This is a genomic window from Yersinia rochesterensis (assembly GCF_003600645.1).
Lineage (GTDB): Bacteria > Pseudomonadota > Gammaproteobacteria > Enterobacterales > Enterobacteriaceae > Yersinia > Yersinia rochesterensis.
In genome coordinates, this window is the sequence record NZ_CP032482.1 from 2,558,676 (window position 1) to 2,575,920 (window position 17,245).

Genomic DNA, 17,245 nt, shown 5'->3' on the forward strand with positions numbered 1-17,245 from the left:
CATTCTTTATCAGGAGTTGCCACCAATGGAATTATCCTCACTGACTGCCGTTTCCCCTATTGATGGGCGCTACGGCGATAAAGTCAGCGCACTGCGCCCAATCTTTAGCGAATTCGGTTTGCTGAAATTCCGTGTGCAGGTCGAAGTACGTTGGCTGCAAAAATTGGCCGCCTGTGCAGAAATCAAAGAAGTCCCGGCTTTTGATGCCGACGCAAACGCTTACCTCGATAAGATAGTGCAAGATTTCAATGAACAGGATGCACAGCGCATCAAAACCATTGAGCGCACTACGAATCATGATGTAAAAGCGGTCGAATACTTCCTGAAAGAGAAAGTGGAGAGTGTTCCAGCGCTGCATGCAGTGTCAGAATTCATTCACTTTGCTTGTACTTCAGAAGATATCAATAACCTGTCGCACGCCCTAATGCTGCAAACCGCCCGTCAGGATGTGGTGTTGCCGATGTGGCGTCAGCTTATTGATTCGATTAAAGCGCTGGCTCACCAACATCGTGATTTGCCGCTGCTTTCCCGTACTCACGGCCAGCCGGCAACACCGTCCACCATCGGTAAAGAGTTTGCGAACGTAGCTTACCGTATGGAGCGCCAGTTCCGCCAACTGTCACAAGTGGAAATTTTAGGCAAAATCAATGGCGCAGTGGGTAACTATAATGCTCACATCGTGGCTTATCCTGAAGTTGATTGGCACCAGTTCAGTGAAAGTTTTGTCACTTCACTGGGTATCAATTGGAACCCCTACACCACACAAATCGAACCGCACGATTACATCGCTGAACTTTTCGACTGTATAGCGCGTTTCAATACCATTCTGATCGATTTTGACCGTGATATCTGGGGTTATATTGCCTTGAATCACTTCAAACAAAAAACCATCGCTGGCGAAATTGGTTCCAGCACCATGCCACATAAAGTGAACCCTATTGATTTCGAGAATTCCGAGGGCAATCTGGGCCTGTCCAACGCGGTACTGGGTCATTTAGCCAGCAAACTCCCGGTTTCGCGCTGGCAGCGTGACCTGACAGACTCTACAGTGCTGCGTAACTTGGGTGTTGGGCTGGGCTATGCCGCCATTGCCTATCAGGCGACGATGAAAGGCATTAGTAAGCTGGAAGTCAACGAAGCGCATCTGTTGGAAGAACTGGACCATAACTGGGAAGTGTTGGCTGAACCTATCCAAACCGTCATGCGTCGCTATGGCATTGAAAAACCTTATGAAAAATTAAAGGAATTGACTCGCGGAAAACGTGTTGATGCTGCTGGTATGCAAACATTTATCGACAGTCTCGCACTGCCGGAAGAAGAAAAAACCCGGTTGAAAGCCATGACCCCGGCTAATTATATTGGCCGCGCCACGACGATGGTTGATGAATTGAAGTAATGCTTTAATCTCAAATACAGGTGGTGAATCAACGCCACCTGTATAACCCCCTATTTTTCTTATTCCCCGCGTACTGCCCCTGTTTAGCCCCGGTTTAGCTGTTGTCATTGATAATACTGATGATGTCAAAAGGACGTTACAATCACTGGAGCTATTCTCATTATGTTGAAGAAAACACTACTTTCTCTCGCCCTGATAGGGACTTGTACTACCGCTATTGCCGCTGATTACACTTATGTCGCGGGTGGCCTGCAGTATGGTTCAATCAGTAGTAATGAACGTTTTGATAAGCAATTTAATCAGAGTAATTACAGCCAGATCGGCGACCGTGACATGGGTGGCATTTATCTTAATGGTGGCTATGGTTTTGATAACGATTTGTTTATTGATGGCCGTATAAGCAGCATTGCCAATAGTGATCGGGGTCTTGCGGAGGCCGTATTAGGCCTGGGCTACCATTGGACATTCTCACCTAATATTGATTTTTATACTTTGGTCGGCGGCAGTCGCCGCGCCATGGTATTTGATGCCAGCAAAAACGGTGAAAAAACTAATAGTTACAATAGCGCTACCGGTGAAGTTGGAATCAAAAGTCAATTATCACAAGATATTAGCCTGGACATTGCCTACCGTCTGGCCAGATATGACGACCGCGCCTTCCATGAAGCACGGGTAACCACAGGCTATGCTCTAACAAAAAGCCTCGCGGCTGAAGTGGGTTATACCTACCATAACTGGAAAGTCAGTGATCAGGCAATGCAAGTAGGTTTGCGTTACGCTTTCTAACTTACTGTTTTAATTTTTATTTGTCGGGTAATATTAAATTACCCGATTAATGTCTTATCGAGGAATGTGGTATGCGAGTTTTAGTTGTCGAAGATAATGCTTTGTTGCGTCACCATCTTACCGTGCAAATGCGTGAGATGGGCCATCAGGTAGACGCCGCAGAAGACGCCAAAGAAGCAGACTATTTCTTGCAAGAGCATGCTCCTGATATCGCCATTATTGATCTTGGTTTACCGGGTGAAGATGGGTTGAGCCTTATCCGTCGCTGGCGCAGCCATCAGACGAACCTGCCGATTCTGGTGCTAACAGCACGGGAAAGTTGGCAAGATAAAGTTGCAGTGCTGGAAGCTGGTGCCGATGATTACGTGACCAAACCTTTTCATCTGGAGGAAGTCATTGCGCGAATGCAGGCATTAATGCGGCGCAATATTGGTTTAGCCTCTCAGGTGATTGAATTCCCTCCGTTTCAGATTGATCTCTCACGGCGAGAGTTGTGCGTCAATCAGCAACAGATTAAACTCACCGCTTTCGAATACACTATCATTGAAACCCTTATTCGTAATGCTGGAAAAGTCGTCAGCAAAGATACATTAATGCTGCAACTCTATCCTGATGCAGAACTACGTGAAAGCCACACTATTGACGTATTAATGGGGCGTTTGCGTAAAAAAATGCAGGCAAAACATGAAGGAGAGGTGATTACGACCATCCGTGGTCAGGGATACCGTTTTGACGCCAACTAGACATCATGCTCAGGAAAAATAACAAACCCTTCTCTCTTCGCGCACGGTTTCTTATGGCGACAGCGGGCGTCATTCTGGCGCTGTCGTTATCTTATGGTATGGTCGCCGTCGTCGGCTATATTGTCAGTTTTGATAAAAATACATTCAGAGCACATCGCGGCGAAAGTAACTTATTTTTCAGTCTGGCCCAATGGCAAAATAATAAGCTTAGTATCTCAGTGCCACCAGAGCTTGAGCTGAATATCCCAACGCTGGTTCTGATTTATGATAAAGATGGCAATATTTTGTGGCGTCAGCGGCATGTGCCAGAACTTGAGTCTCATATCGAAAAAAGCTGGTTACAAAAACCGGGATTTTATGAGTTGGATACCGGAACACATATCAGTAGCATGATGCTGGGTGATAATCCGAAAGCGCAAGACCAACTCAAAAAATATGACGATACTGACAGCAGCGCGTTGACTCACTCCATATCCGTTAATACTTATCCCGCGACATCCCGCTTACCGCAACTCACCATTGTAGTTGTCGATACTATCCCGCAGGAATTACAGCGCTCAGACTTGGTTTGGAACTGGTTTAGCTATGTCTTACTGGCGAATTTACTGTTGGTTGTTCCCTTGCTTTGGCTTGCTGCCTATTGGAGCCTAAGACCGATTAAGGCGCTGGTCAGCCAGATCAATCAGTTAGAGAAAGGTGAACGCGAACAATTAGATGAGAATCCTCCTAGTGAATTACTAAGTTTGGTGCGAAATCTTAATATCTTGCTCACCAATGAACGCCAGCGTTATACCAAATACCGCACTACACTCTCAGACCTGACTCATAGTCTAAAAACGCCTCTGGCAGTATTGCAAACAACTTTGCGCTCTTTACGCACCGGTAAGCAAACAACCATTGAAGAGGTCGAACCTATCATGCTCGAGCAGATAAGTCGTATCTCTCAGCAAATTGGTTATTATCTGCATCGGGCCAGCATGCGTTCTGAACATAACGTATTGATTCGTGAAATTCATTCTGTTCCTGCCCTACTCGATAGCTTGTGCAGTGCGCTGAATAAAGTGTATCAACGCAAAGGCGTGGTATTGACGTTGGATATCTCGCCTGAAGTGACTTTCCTGGGCGAAAGGAATGACTTCATGGAAGTGATGGGCAATGTTCTGGAAAACGCCTGCAAATATTGCCTGGAATTTGTCGAAATAACCGCCCTCCACTCAGAGAAGCAGCTCACTATTGTCATTGACGACGATGGGCCGGGCATCCCTGAAAGTAAACGGCAATTAATTTTCCAACGAGGCCAACGTGTGGACACTTTACGCCCGGGGCAAGGGCTTGGATTGTCTGTTGCAGCTGAAATTATTGAACAGTATCAAGGTAAGATAACCATCACTGAAAGCCACTTAGGTGGAGCACGGATGATGGTGACCTTTGGCCAGCAAAATGATTATCACGCTGATTAATAAAATTTGCCCGTCAACCCCTGATACTAATGGCAGGCATCCGTTATAATCACAGGCAAGTTCACCCCCTATCCTGGAATAAACATGGATTACCAACTCAATCTCGATTGGCCCGATTTTCTGCAGCGCTATTGGCAGAAACGCCCCGTCCTCCTCAAACGTGGCTTTACAAACTTTATTGACCCTCTTTCGCCTGATGAGCTTGCTGGTCTAGCAATGGAAAATGAAGTCGATAGTCGTCTGGTGAGCCATGAAGAGGGTCGCTGGCAAGTGAGTCATGGCCCATTTGAGAGTTTTGATCACTTAGGTGAAACTAATTGGTCGCTGTTGGTACAGGCGGTTGATCATTGGCATGAACCCGCAGCCGCCTTAATGCGCCCATTCCGCAAGCTTTCTGACTGGCGAATGGATGATTTAATGATTTCTTTCTCGGTCCCTGGTGGGGGTGTTGGCCCGCATTTTGACCAATATGACGTTTTTATCATTCAAGGCACGGGCCGTCGTCGCTGGCGGGTCGGTGAGAAAACGGAAATGAAGCAGCATTGCCCCCATCCAGACCTGCTGCAAGTCGGCCCATTCGACGCCATTATTGATGAAGAAATGGAACCGGGCGATATTCTCTATATCCCACCGGGCTTCCCTCATGAAGGCTATGCTCTTGAAAATGCATTGAATTATTCGGTCGGTTTCCGTGCACCTAATGGCCGTGAACTGGTCAGCGGTTTTGCTGACTATGTGCTTTCTCGCGAGTTGGGCAGTTACCGTTACAGTGATCCGGACTTGCAATTGCGGGACCACCCTGCTGAAGTGCTGCCACAAGAAGTCGATAAACTTCGCACTATGATGCTCGATTTAGTCCAGCAACCGGAAGAGTTCCAAAACTGGTTTGGCGAATTTATTTCTCAATCACGCCATGAGTTGGATATCGCCCCACCAGAACCCCCTTATCAAGCAGGGGATGTCTATGAATTACTCCAACAAGGTGAAGAATTACAACGTCTTGCCGGCCTGCGTGTTCTGCGTATTGGTGACCAATGTTTTGCTAATGGTGAATTGATTAATACACCGCACTTATCAGCCGCCGATGCATTATGCCAACACTTCAGTGTTGATGCGCAGAAGTTGGGTGATGCGCTGGAAGATCCGTCTTTCCTCGCCATGCTGACCACACTGGTGAACAGCGGCTATTGGTATTTTAACGACTAATATTTCGGTCTTATTACACAAAATGCCCCGATAAACGGGGCATCAGACTGCTGACAAAGTCAAATGAAAGGGAAACGTGCTGTTGGGGTCGTGGCGACGTAAGTTGCCGGAGAGCTACGAGGTGCGGTTACCCTTTCACTCATTGCGTGATCTATAGCTTTGTCATTAATCTCAACATTTTTGTGTGATGGATAATCTTATGACTCTTTAGCCCGTTTTGCTGTCAATTCAGCAATTCTCATGATAACCGCCACCGCTTTTTCCATTCCTTCCAGGGTTATAAACTCATGTTTACCATGATAATTATAGCCACCGGTAAAGATATTGGGGCAAGGTAAGCCCATGAAAGATAACTGAGCGCCATCAGTGCCACCGCGAATTGGCTTCATAATAGGCGTGATATCGCAATCACGCATCGCCTGTTGTGCTATCTCAATGATATGTGGATGCTTAATAATATGCTCACGCATATTGTAATAACTATCATCCATAACGATTTCGATATAACAGTCACGGTGTAAACCTTTACCAACCCGCTTGGCGATATCCACCATATTTTTCTTGCGAGCTTCAAATCCATCGAGGTTAAAATCGCGCACGATATAGTGCATTTCTGCCCGTTCAACCGTGCCCTTAATGCTTTGCAGATGATAAAATCCGTCATAACCCTCTGTACATTCAGGGGTTTCATTCGCCGGTAATTCCTGATGGAAACGGGTTGCCAGCGACAGTGCATTCACCATCACCCCTTTAGCACTCCCAGGATGAACATTGTTACCGACAATTTTTATTGTCACCGAAGCCGCATTAAAATTCTCGAACTCAAGTTCGCCGACACCGCCGCCATCCACGGTATAAGCCCATTGGGCATCAAATTCAGCCACATTAAAGAAACGCGCCCCTTTCCCCACTTCTTCATCTGGCGTGAATGCGATCCGGATATCCCCATGAGGAACATTATTGTGCTTTAAGCGCACCATGGCGGTGATAATTTCTGCAATACCCGCTTTATCATCCGCACCTAATAGGGTCTTGCCGTCAGTGGTAATCAAGGTGTGCCCAAGCAATTGATGCAGGACGGGGAACATGACCGGGGACAGAACCTCATCACCGATTCCCAAAGCAATATCACCACCACGGTAGTTTTCTACAATCTGTGGATTAACATTTTTCCCCGAGAAGTCGGGTGAGGTGTCGAGATGAGCAATAAAGCCAACCGTGGGGACCGACCAGGAAACATTTGCGGGTAATGTTGCCATCACACAGCCGTGGTCACTCAAATTAACCTGAGAAAAACCCAGCGACTGCAACTCCTGTTGCAACGCCAGAGCCAGCTTGCGCTGCCCTTCAGTGCTCGGCACGGATTTTACATTGGCTTTTGCTTGAGTATCAAAAGAGACATAGTTGAAAAAGCGGTCGAGTAATTTGTCCATGGTTCCCACCTTCATAATAGTGAATATCATTATGGGGAAGTGATCACCATCAAATATTGCGTCAGGTCAGTTTTAGACAAACTTAAGTCAGAATAAAAAAGCAATATAGGTACGACACTGAGTGTTTGAATTAATGATTAAGTGCCGCTAGCAACGCTGCGGCACCAATTAAGCAGGGTAATTAGTCGCCTTCGCGATTCTCGCCACGGGTGGTTAAAAATTCGCGCACATATTCTGGCACCACTTTGCTGGCTAAACCGTAGTGTTTTTCATCAAACTGACTCTCAACCTGGCTAGGCTCAAGATTCAACTCGACAGTATGAGCACCGTGCAAGCTCGACTCATGGACAAACCCGGCGGCAGGGTAGACATGGCCGGAGGTGCCAATTGAAATAAAGAAATCAGCCTCAGCCAGCGCTTGATAGATTTCATCCATACCCATTGGCATCTCACCAAACCACACAATATGTGGGCGCAGTGGCGATGGGAATTGGCAACAATGGCAGCGCTCATCCGCACTGAGATCACCCGGCCAATCCAGTACCTGGCCTGACTGGGTGCAGCGCACTTTCAATAACTCGCCATGCATATGAATAACGCGCTTGCTACCCGCTCTCTCATGCAAATTATCTATGTTCTGAGTCACCAGTACGAAATTATCACCCAGCACTGCTTCCAAATCAGCTAATGCAAAATGAGCGGCATTTGGCGCAATATCAGGCTGCTGTAACTGGCGGCGACGTGCATTATAAAAAGCCTGAACCAGTTCAGGGTCACGACGATACCCCTCAGGGGTGGCAACATCTTCCACCTGATGCTCTTCCCACAAACCATCTGCCGCACGGAAAGTACGAATACCAGATTCGGCCGAGATGCCGGCCCCCGTCAGAACCACCACAAGCGGCTTCTTCATTTCGGAAGTTGCAGCACTGTCTCGATGAAAAATACGGGAGCGAAAACGTTGATGGCGCAAGTGCTTATTCTTGCGAAACCGACACAACCGATGGCGAATGCGCATAACCTTTTGCCTCTATTTTAGATATTGTTATACCCGTCATACTTCAAGCTGCATGTGCGTTGGCCGCCTTCCTGCAACTCGAATTATTTAGGGTATTGGGTATTACTTAGACAAATGCAGGAACGCCGCCCCACGAACACCGCCCGCATCACCATAACGCGCTTTTTCAATGCGCGGCAATCGGGCTACTCGCAATAAATGCTGTGGTAGCCGTTTCGGCAGTTCTTGATAGATATGCTCGAAATTAGATAATCCACCACCGATTACAACGAGATGGGGGTCCAGCATAGTCAATAAATTACCTAAGCAAACAGCCAGTACATCCATAAAACGCTCAACATGAGCTACAGCCTTGGATTCACCGATGTTATAGTTTGCAATAATTTCAGTTGCAGGCAAAGATTGCTGGTTGAAATGTTTGTACATCCATTCAAAACCACGTCCTGAAATATAATTCTCAATACAACCATTATGGCCGCAACCACATGGTACTCGTGGAATATCTGCGCCCAGAATATCCAGCGCATCTACTGGCAAACGAAAATGACCAAATTCGCCAGTAATATGGTTTCGCCCACTGACAATATTGCCGTTCACAATTAGCCCACCACCGACGCCAGTACCAAGAATCAGCCCTAATACTGTTGGATAGCGGCGAAACTCAGGATCCCAGGCTTCCGACAATGCAAAGCAGTTAGCATCATTATCGATTCGAACTTCGCGCCCGATTAACCCGGAAAGGTCACCTTGTAATGATTGCCCCATTGCCGCCGGCACATTCGCCGTGAATACCGTACCATCATCGGCGTTGGGCAAGCCGGGAATGCCGATACCCACACTGCCTTTAATACCACAAAACTCATCGGCTTCCCGTGTCAGGTCATGTAATGTTTGCAGTAATAGCGAGTAGTCTTCGCGCGGTGTAGGGACGCGCTTATGCCAGATTCGTTGCAGATTAGCATCAAAAACGCCTAACTCAATTTTGGTGCCGCCCATATCAAAACCGTAATACATAAAGTTATCCTTATATACCCTAAATAATTCGAGTTGCAGGAAGGCGGCAACTGAGTCAATCCCCAGGAGCTTACATGAGTAAGTCACTGAGGGACAAATCTGTCGGGAGCAGATATGTACGCTGTGTACAGCGGCCTCGTAGAAGCGAGGCCCATGGACGAGCCGAGTAACGAAGGCAGCCAACGCACATGCAGCTTGACGTATGACGGGGATAATTATTGCCCACTCAACACCCGCGCCGGATCAATACGACTGGCACGACGAGCCGGATACCAACTGGCAATTAAACTCAACACCAATGCGGTCGCCAGCACACAAGCCACATCAAACCAGTGTAATTCTGACGGTAAAAAGTCGATGAAGTATATATCGCCCGACAAAAATTGATGCCCCACCAGCTTTTCTAGCCCACGGATAATATTGGTTAATTGCAAAGAAACAATCACCCCCACCACCGCCCCGCTAACACTGCCGATAAGCCCCGCTAGCAAGCCATACCACATAAAAATGGCGCGAATGAGGCCATCTTTAGCCCCTAATGTGCGCAGAACTGCAATATCGCTGCTTTTATCTTTAACGGCCATGACCAGTGTGGAGACAATGTTAAAACTGGCCACACCAATCACCAGCACCATAGCTAAGTACATGATAGTACGGATCATTTGAATATCGCGATACATATAGCCATAGGTGCCAATCCAACTGCTGATATACACATAAGCATTGGAAGCCTCACCGGCGCTGCGCACCAGTTGGTTGGCGTTGTAGACATCATCGACCTTGATGGCTATACCAGTGACACTGTCACCCATATCCAGATATTGCTGGGCATCAATTAAAGGCACCAATGCCAAGCTATGATCCAGTTGCCCGCTCAATTGAAAAACGCCCGCTACCTGCAAGCGAATGCGCTTAGGTTGCAGCAATTTCATCTCAGGGTCGCTATTGGGGATCATCACCGTCAGCCATGACCCCTGCTTCACGCCCAGCGCATCGGCCAGACCTTTACCTAAAATAATCTGCTGCTGGCCGGCCTTGAAATTATCCCAAGCATGGTCAAGGACAAAACTGGGTAATGCACTGAGATGCTGCTCGCTTTCAGGATCAACCCCTTTGACTTCTACCGCACGTAATTGAGTGGCATTTTCAATCAAGCCGGTGAATTTGATATAAGGTGCCGCCGCCACAATGCCGGGCACTTTTTCAATCCGCTGTAAAGTTTGTGCCCAGCCGCTAAATGGCTGATTGACGACAGCAATTTCACCATGAGGCACCACCGCCAAGATACGATTTTTTAGCTCACGTTCGAAGCCGTTCATGGCACTTAAGCCGACTACCAATACCGCCACGCCCAAGGCAATGCCCAAGGTGGAAATCACCGAAATGAGTGACACCATTCCGCCGCGACGGCGGCCACGGCTAAAACGTAAACCGATTAACAGTGAAAGTGGCGAAACGCCCATCCCAATTGCCACTATTGCGCCCCCACCAACGTCAAGTGCTGCTGTAGCTGGCCGTCACGCATTTCCAACTGACGGCTCATGCGCTTGGCCAATTGCAAATCGTGAGTGACAACTAAGAAGGCGGTTCCTTGACGAACATTCAATTCACCTAGCAAATTAAAGATGCTATCGGCATTCCGTTGATCGAGGTTACCGGTCGGCTCATCAGCCAACACTAACGACGGGTTGTTCACCAGTGAGCGCGCTATCGCCACTCGCTGACGCTCACCACCGGATAGTTCGGACGGGCGATGTTTGCTACGCTTTTCCAACCCCACAGCCACCAGCATCGCGCGGGCTTTATCCTGCGCTTCACTCGGTTTGGCACCGCCGATAAGTAGTGGCATAGCAACATTTTCTAATGCAGTAAAATCCGGTAGTAAATGGTGAAATTGATAGATAAAACCTAACTCACGATTACGTAACTCAGCTTTTGCCGTGGAAGACATTTGATTCAGCGAGCGCCCTTGATATATCACTTCGCCGGAAGTCGGTGAATCCAGCCCGCCCAACAAGTGCAATAGGGTACTTTTACCTGAACCGGAACTGCCGACAATCGCCATCAGTTCACCAGCTTCGATAGTGAACGACACATTACGTAAGACGTCGGTATGTAGTTGACCTTCCTGATAGCGTTTGCACAGGTTTAAACACTGTAATAAAGGATGATTACTCATAGCGTAAGGCCTCGGCAGGTTGTGCGGCGGCAGCGCGCCAGGAAGGATAAAGCGTAGAAAGCAAAGCAATCGCCATTGCCAACAGGGCAATCACGGTCACCTGAACCGGATTAATCTCCACCGGTAAGGTCGCGCCATCAATCAATAAACCGAGAACCGGGATAATGGTATTCAATTGACTGGCAAGCAAAATACCCAAGCCGGCACCGAGCAATGCGCCAATAACCCCTGCGCTGGCGCCCTGCACCATAAACACCAACATAATTTGACGACGACTTAAACCCTGGGTTTGCAAAATAGCCACTTCGCCCTGTTTTTCCATCACTAACAGGCCCAAAGAGGTAATAATATTAAAGGCCGCAACAGCGATAATCAGGCTAAGCAGCAACCCCATCATGTTCTTTTCCATCCGTACAGCCTGGAAAAGCTCGCCTTTACGCTCACGCCAATCTTTCCATACCGTGCCTTCTGGCAAGTTTTGTTGACTCAAACTATCAACGGACAGCGGTTGTGAAAGGAATAAACGCCAACCGGTAATATTGCCTGCCGGATAGCGCATCAGACGTGATGCATCCTGCTGATTAACCAGCATTTGGTAGCCATCGACTTCACTGTCGGCGGCAAATGTGCCGATAACATTAAACAGGCGTTGGCTAGGGATGCGCCCCATCGGGGTGAATTGACTGGCACTTGGCACCATTAGACGCAGTGTCTCGCCGCGCTTCACCCCCAATTGACCGGCCAGTTTTTCACCGAGGATCATATTGTAGCTACCCGGCTGTAAATCTTTCAGGTGCACATTAACCAAGTAGTTGGCCAGAGGTTCATGCTGATTGGGGTCAACCCCCAACATCACTCCGGCGGAGAGATTGCGCGCGCTTTGCAGCACCACATCAGCGGTGGTTAACGGCACAATATCGGTAACGCCAGTCAGTGATTTCAGCGATGAAGCAGGAATTTTATTTGGATCAAGGGAGCCTTGTGGCGTGGTAATCAGCGCCTGCGGCATCATCCCCAAAATATTATTCTGCAAATCGCGCTCGAAACCATTCATCACGGATAGCACTGTGATCAATGCCATCACGCCGAGTGTGATACCAATGGTTGAAAGCCATGAAACAAACCGACCAAAACGGTCAGATGCACGCCCACGCATATAACGCAGGCCAATAAATAATGCGACAGGTTGATACATGAAATCTGTTTAGATCCTGTTGCTAAAGCAAAGTGATCGAGGATAATAAAGGGTACTACCGCTTTATGGAACCATTAACCGCCTATATCCTCGGCTTTTATTCCAAATCAAAGCGCCAATCTGTGGCTATACCCTAAATAATTCGAGTTGCAGGAAGGCGGCAAGCGAGAGAGTCCCGATAAGCTTACATAAGTAAGTGATTCGGGTGATGAGCGCAGCCAACGCACATGCAGCTTGAAGTATGACGGGTATATAGCTGTTCGCGTGCTAGGATATCCGCCGAGATAATTCGTCCTGATAAAGAGACTGTTTAACTGCTTATGTCCCAACAACATCGTTATTCATTGCCGACGCGCCGTGGCGACACCCGCCAGTTAGGCCAGTTGACTGGTTCCGCATGCGCCGTCGAGTGTGCAGAAATTATTGAGCGTCATGATGGCCCGGTAATGTTAATTACCCCGGATATGCAAACGGCACTGCGACTGCGTGATGAAATTCAGCAGTTTTCCCCTCGTCCGGTGAATACCCTCTCCGACTGGGAAACGCTGCCTTACGACAGTTTCTCACCCCATCAGGATATTATTTCGGCCCGCCTTTCTTGTCTGTACCACCTTCCGACAATGGAACGCGGTGTTATTATTCTCCCGATTAATACTCTGATGCAACGGGTTTGCCCGCACGAATTCCTGCACGGTCATGCGCTGGTGATGAAAAAAGGCCAGCACCTGTCGCGAGATAAATTACGCGCTCAGCTTGAGCAAGCGGGATATCGCAGCGTCGATCAGGTTATGGAGCACGGTGAGTTTGCTACCCGCGGGGCCTTGCTTGATCTGTATCCGATGGGCAGTGAAGAGCCTTATCGCATTGACTTTTTTGATGATGACATTGATAGCTTGCGCGTATTTGATGTGGATACACAGCGCACCCTGTCCGAAGTTGATCAAATAAACTTACTCCCCGCCCATGAATTCCCGATAGATAAAAACGCTATTGAATTATTCCGCAGCCAATGGCGTGAACAGTTCGAAGTGCGCCGTGATGCGGAACATATTTACCAGCAAGTCAGCAAAGGCATCTGGCCTGCCGGGATTGAATACTGGCAACCGCTATTCTTCAACCAGCCATTGCCGACACTGTTTAGCTACTTGCCTGCAAATACCTTATTGATTAACACCGGCTCGCTGGAAAGCTCAGCGGAGCGTTTCTGGCAAGATGTTAACCAACGCTATGAAAGCCGTCGTGTTGACCCAATGCGCCCATTGCTGGCCCCGGAAACATTATGGCTGCGGGTTGATTCACTTTTCAGTGAGTTAAAAGAGTGGCCGCGGGTTCAGTTCAAGACCGAAGAATTACCGGCTAAAACCGCCAATACCAACTTACATTATCAGCCGCTGCCCGATTTATCCGTACAGGCGCAGCAAAAAGCGCCACTGGATAATCTGCGGCGCTTTATTGAGTCATTCAGCGGTAGTGTCGTGTTTTCGGTGGAAAGTGAGGGGCGACGCGAAACCCTGCAAGATCTGCTGGCACGGATAAAAATCAGCCCAACCCTGATAAGCGAGCTATCTCAAGCCACGGCACCTGGCCATTATCTGATGATTGGTGCTTCAGAACGAGGTTTCCTTGATACAGATAAGCAATTAGCGCTGATTTGCGAAAGTGACTTACTGGGCGAGCGCGTGAACCGCCGCCGCCAAGACAATCGCCGCACCATTAATACCGATACCTTAATCCGCAATCTGGCGGAATTGCGCCCCGGTCAACCAGTGGTTCATCTGGAGCACGGTGTGGGCCGCTATCTTGGTCTCACCACCTTAGAAGCGGGCGGTATTAAAGCTGAATACCTGATATTGACCTATGCCGGTGAAGATAAGCTGTACGTGCCGGTTTCATCACTGCATCTTATCAGTCGCTATTCCGGCGGTGCTGACGAAAATGCACCACTGCATAAACTGGGTGGCGATGCCTGGAGCCGTGCGCGGCAGAAAGCCGCCGAGAAAGTGCGTGATGTGGCGGCTGAACTGCTGGATATCTATGCGCAGCGCGCCGCCAAATCTGGCTTTAAATTCAAATTCGACCGCGAACAGTATCAGCTGTTTTGCCAAAGCTTCCCGTTCGAAACCACACCGGATCAGGAACAGGCCATCAATGCGGTGCTCAGTGATATGTGCCGGCCACTGGCCATGGACCGCCTGGTGTGTGGGGATGTTGGTTTCGGTAAAACCGAAGTGGCTATGCGAGCGGCTTTCCTGGCGGTGGCGAATAATAAGCAAGTGGCGGTATTGGTGCCGACCACCCTGCTGGCGCAACAGCATTTTGACAACTTCCGCGACCGTTTTGCTACCTGGCCGGTGCGGATTGAAATGATGTCCCGCTTCCGCAGCGCCAAAGAGCAGCAAGTGATTTTGGAACAAGCGGCTGAAGGGAAAGTCGATATTATTATCGGCACCCACAAATTGCTGCAAACTGACTTGCGCTGGCAAGATCTTGGGCTGTTGATTGTCGATGAAGAACACCGCTTTGGGGTGCGCCACAAAGAGCGAATCAAGGCGATGCGCGCCGATGTCGACATTTTGACACTCACCGCCACGCCAATTCCGCGCACACTGAATATGGCAATGAGCGGCATGCGCGATTTATCCATTATTGCCACCCCGCCCGCGCGCCGTCTGGCAGTAAAAACCTTTGTCCGTGAGTATGATAGCTTGGTGGTGCGAGAGGCGATTCTGCGCGAAATTCTCCGTGGCGGGCAGGTTTATTACCTGTATAACGACGTGGAAAATATCGAAAAAGCCACCCAGCGGCTCGCGGAATTAGTGCCGGAGGCGCGCATTGCCATCGGCCACGGTCAGATGCGTGAGCGGGATCTGGAGCGGGTGATGAATGATTTCCATCATCAGCGTTTTAACGTGTTGGTCTGTACCACCATTATTGAAACCGGTATAGATATTCCGAGCGCCAATACCATTATCATCGAACGCGCCGATCATTTTGGTCTGGCGCAGTTGCACCAATTGCGCGGCCGGGTTGGGCGTTCCCACCATCAAGCCTATGCTTACTTGCTCACGCCGAATCCGAAAGCCATGACTACCGATGCCAAAAAACGGCTGGAGGCTATTGCGTCACTGGAAGATCTCGGTGCTGGTTTTGCCCTGGCAACTCATGACCTTGAGATTCGTGGGGCCGGTGAGCTATTAGGCGAAGATCAAAGTGGCCAAATGACCACCATCGGTTTCTCTCTGTATATGGAGTTACTGGAAAGCGCGGTGGATGCGCTGAAAGAAGGCAGAGAGCCGTCGCTGGAAGATTTGACCAGTAATCAGACTGAAATTGAAATGCGTATGCCGGTGCTGCTGCCGGAAGACTTTATTCCTGATGTGAATATCCGGCTTTCGTTTTATAAGCGAATCGCCAGTGCTCGCAATGAAACTGAACTTGATGAGTTGAAAGTCGAGCTGATTGACCGCTTTGGTAAACTGCCCGATGCCGCCCGCTATCTCTTACATACTGCAGAATTGCGCCAACAGGCCCAGAAGTTGGGTATCAAGCGCATTGAAGGTAATGAGCGCGGTGGTTTTATCGAATTTGGTGAGAAGAACAAAGTGGACCCGGTTTATTTGATTGGTTTGCTGCAACGCCAACCACAGATATACCGTCTGGAAGGGCCAACCAAACTGAAATTTATCCAGGATTTAAGTGATCGGACACAGCGGTTGAAGTTTATCAGTGAACTGCTGGCGGCATTTGCTCAGCATCGAGTGGCTTAATATCAAAATGTTAGCGCGGGTTTCAGATGTGAGAAACCCGCGCTAATGTTAATGCCACTCGCTTAAAAATCATGTTAAGCGATCAGAATTAACACTATACCGCGGGTTTTTGATACAAGGTCTTGGACAACAGATTTTGTATTATGCTTGTTTGTTCAGTATCAGTTGACCATTTTTATCGATTGGAATCTGCGTGCCTGGATCACGATCCATGCGAATTTTTCCCTGCTGATTACCAATTTTGTAGGTTACGTCATATCCCAACATTTTCTGTGACTTATCGTAAACAGTTTGGCAACGTTGTTGGGTGGTGGTGTAAGTATCACTGTCCTGCATATTACTTTGGACGCGGTTACCGGCATATCCGCCTGCCAGCGCGCCAGCAACTGTCGCAATATCTTTACCCCGGCCGCCACCTACCTGATGGCCCAGAACGCCACCCGCAACAGCACCCAAGACTGAACCCGCAATTTGATTTTCGTCCTGCACCGGCTTACGGTGCGTCACTGTCACATTACGGCATTCCTGACGAGGCGTTTTAATCGTCTCTTTAATCGGTGTCGCAGCAAGAACTTGTGCATATTGCGGTGCGCCGGAGAAGACATTCATACTCGCGACAGCGGCAATTCCCAGAGCAGCCGCAATACCGATACCCACACCTGCTAACATTGATTTGTTCACAGGACATCCTCCTGAAGGTCAATAACGAATTAAAAGTATTACCACGCAGCTTTTGCCCCAGACGCCCACATTAACAGCGAAAACCTGACAGCATCCTCCATGAGGGTTGCCCCTTATTTGCGGACGACGGCGTGCGTGACTCGCCGTCTGTAAACATTGATCTGTAAACATTGATCTGTAAACATCGAGAAGTCTGCACAATGTCCGGCGAACGAGCAATAAGATAAATGGACGAAACATTCAGATAATAGGTGTGAATGGATGTGTTTAGGAGGAATCCGACTAGCGAGATTGATTGCTACAGAATTTTATACTGTAAATTTAGCATTACGTGCGAATGGCTTGAGCAAAACGTGCGCTAGATTAG

The 17,245-nt window shown here is 48.5% G+C and carries 13 protein-coding genes; 6 read left to right on the top strand and 7 right to left on the bottom strand.

Annotated elements, in window-relative coordinates:
- Positions 1-25: 25 nt before the first annotated feature.
- The 5 genes from purB (at position 26) to DXZ79_RS12070 (ending at position 5,591) form a co-directional block, all read left to right on the top strand.
- Positions 26-1,396, top strand: coding sequence for an adenylosuccinate lyase (gene purB / locus DXZ79_RS12050; protein WP_050291259.1), 1,371 nt, complete (start codon positions 26-28; stop codon positions 1,394-1,396).
- 162 nt (positions 1,397-1,558) lie between these two features.
- A complete protein-coding gene (locus DXZ79_RS12055; RefSeq protein ID WP_038632321.1) occupies positions 1,559-2,182 on the top strand; it encodes a YPO1635 family putative outer membrane beta-barrel protein in 624 nt (207 codons plus the stop codon).
- Between the two features lie 71 nt (positions 2,183-2,253).
- Complete coding sequence (gene phoP, locus DXZ79_RS12060) at positions 2,254-2,925, top strand: two-component system response regulator PhoP (protein ID WP_004389792.1); 672 nt, start codon at positions 2,254-2,256, stop codon at positions 2,923-2,925.
- Between the two features lie 5 nt (positions 2,926-2,930).
- Positions 2,931-4,385 carry a two-component system sensor histidine kinase PhoQ gene (phoQ, locus tag DXZ79_RS12065; protein WP_038632319.1) on the top strand — a complete coding sequence of 485 codons (1,455 nt, stop codon included), beginning with the start codon at positions 2,931-2,933 and terminating at the stop codon, positions 4,383-4,385.
- An 84-nt stretch (positions 4,386-4,469) separates the two neighbouring features.
- A complete protein-coding gene (locus tag DXZ79_RS12070; RefSeq protein ID WP_038632317.1) occupies positions 4,470-5,591 on the top strand; it encodes a ribosomal protein uL16 3-hydroxylase in 1,122 nt (373 codons plus the stop codon).
- Positions 5,592-5,788: 197 nt separating this feature from the next.
- Here the strand turns inward: DXZ79_RS12070 and pepT are convergent, their stop codons facing one another.
- From pepT to lolC, 6 genes are all read right to left on the bottom strand, one after another.
- Positions 5,789-7,024, bottom strand: coding sequence for a peptidase T (gene pepT, locus DXZ79_RS12075; protein WP_050291260.1), 1,236 nt, complete (start codon positions 7,022-7,024; stop codon positions 5,789-5,791).
- Between the two features lie 181 nt (positions 7,025-7,205).
- Entirely contained in the window at positions 7,206-8,042 is an 837-nt protein-coding gene (gene cobB, locus DXZ79_RS12080; RefSeq protein ID WP_120011293.1) for a Sir2 family NAD+-dependent deacetylase, read from the bottom strand.
- 102 nt (positions 8,043-8,144) lie between these two features.
- Positions 8,145-9,056: an N-acetylglucosamine kinase gene (gene nagK, locus DXZ79_RS12085; protein WP_075337083.1), complete on the bottom strand. Its 912-nt coding sequence runs from the start codon at positions 9,054-9,056 to the stop codon at positions 8,145-8,147.
- 215 nt (positions 9,057-9,271) lie between these two features.
- Positions 9,272-10,519, bottom strand: coding sequence for a lipoprotein-releasing ABC transporter permease subunit LolE (gene lolE, locus DXZ79_RS12090; protein WP_120011632.1), 1,248 nt, complete (start codon positions 10,517-10,519; stop codon positions 9,272-9,274).
- 11 nt (positions 10,520-10,530) lie between these two features.
- Positions 10,531-11,235, bottom strand: coding sequence for a lipoprotein-releasing ABC transporter ATP-binding protein LolD (lolD, locus tag DXZ79_RS12095; protein ID WP_005158007.1), 705 nt, complete (start codon positions 11,233-11,235; stop codon positions 10,531-10,533).
- A complete protein-coding gene (lolC, locus tag DXZ79_RS12100) occupies positions 11,228-12,430 on the bottom strand; it encodes a lipoprotein-releasing ABC transporter permease subunit LolC (protein WP_075337082.1) in 1,203 nt (400 codons plus the stop codon). The genes lolD and lolC overlap by 8 nt, the downstream gene beginning before the upstream one ends.
- Before the next feature lie 320 nt (positions 12,431-12,750).
- Here lolC and mfd point away from each other — a divergent pair, with 320 nt between their 5' ends.
- Complete coding sequence (mfd, locus tag DXZ79_RS12105) at positions 12,751-16,197, top strand: transcription-repair coupling factor (RefSeq protein WP_120011294.1); 3,447 nt, start codon at positions 12,751-12,753, stop codon at positions 16,195-16,197.
- Positions 16,198-16,338: 141 nt separating this feature from the next.
- Here mfd and DXZ79_RS12110 read toward each other — a convergent pair whose 3' ends face one another.
- A complete protein-coding gene (locus tag DXZ79_RS12110) occupies positions 16,339-16,878 on the bottom strand; it encodes a glycine zipper 2TM domain-containing protein (protein ID WP_038632304.1) in 540 nt (179 codons plus the stop codon).
- Positions 16,879-17,245: the final 367 nt, after the last annotated feature.

What these genes read in the sequence shown, in the direction of transcription:
- nagK (WP_075337083.1), bottom strand. Translation starts at nt 9,056, where the DNA reads ATGTATTACGGTTTTGATATGGGCGGCACCAAAATTGAGTTAGGCGTT.
- pepT (WP_050291260.1), bottom strand. Translation starts at nt 7,024, where the DNA reads ATGGACAAATTACTCGACCGCTTTTTCAACTATGTCTCTTTTGATACT.
- phoP (WP_004389792.1), top strand. Translation starts at nt 2,254, where the DNA reads ATGCGAGTTTTAGTTGTCGAAGATAATGCTTTGTTGCGTCACCATCTT.
- DXZ79_RS12055 (WP_038632321.1), top strand. Translation starts at nt 1,559, where the DNA reads ATGTTGAAGAAAACACTACTTTCTCTCGCCCTGATAGGGACTTGTACT.
- mfd (WP_120011294.1), top strand. Translation starts at nt 12,751, where the DNA reads ATGTCCCAACAACATCGTTATTCATTGCCGACGCGCCGTGGCGACACC.
- lolD (WP_005158007.1), bottom strand. Translation starts at nt 11,235, where the DNA reads ATGAGTAATCATCCTTTATTACAGTGTTTAAACCTGTGCAAACGCTAT.
- DXZ79_RS12070 (WP_038632317.1), top strand. Translation starts at nt 4,470, where the DNA reads ATGGATTACCAACTCAATCTCGATTGGCCCGATTTTCTGCAGCGCTAT.
- lolE (WP_120011632.1), bottom strand. Translation starts at nt 10,519, where the DNA reads ATGGGCGTTTCGCCACTTTCACTGTTAATCGGTTTACGTTTTAGCCGT.
- phoQ (WP_038632319.1), top strand. Translation starts at nt 2,931, where the DNA reads ATGCTCAGGAAAAATAACAAACCCTTCTCTCTTCGCGCACGGTTTCTT.
- lolC (WP_075337082.1), bottom strand. Translation starts at nt 12,430, where the DNA reads ATGTATCAACCTGTCGCATTATTTATTGGCCTGCGTTATATGCGTGGG.
- purB (WP_050291259.1), top strand. Translation starts at nt 26, where the DNA reads ATGGAATTATCCTCACTGACTGCCGTTTCCCCTATTGATGGGCGCTAC.
- cobB (WP_120011293.1), bottom strand. Translation starts at nt 8,042, where the DNA reads ATGCGCATTCGCCATCGGTTGTGTCGGTTTCGCAAGAATAAGCACTTG.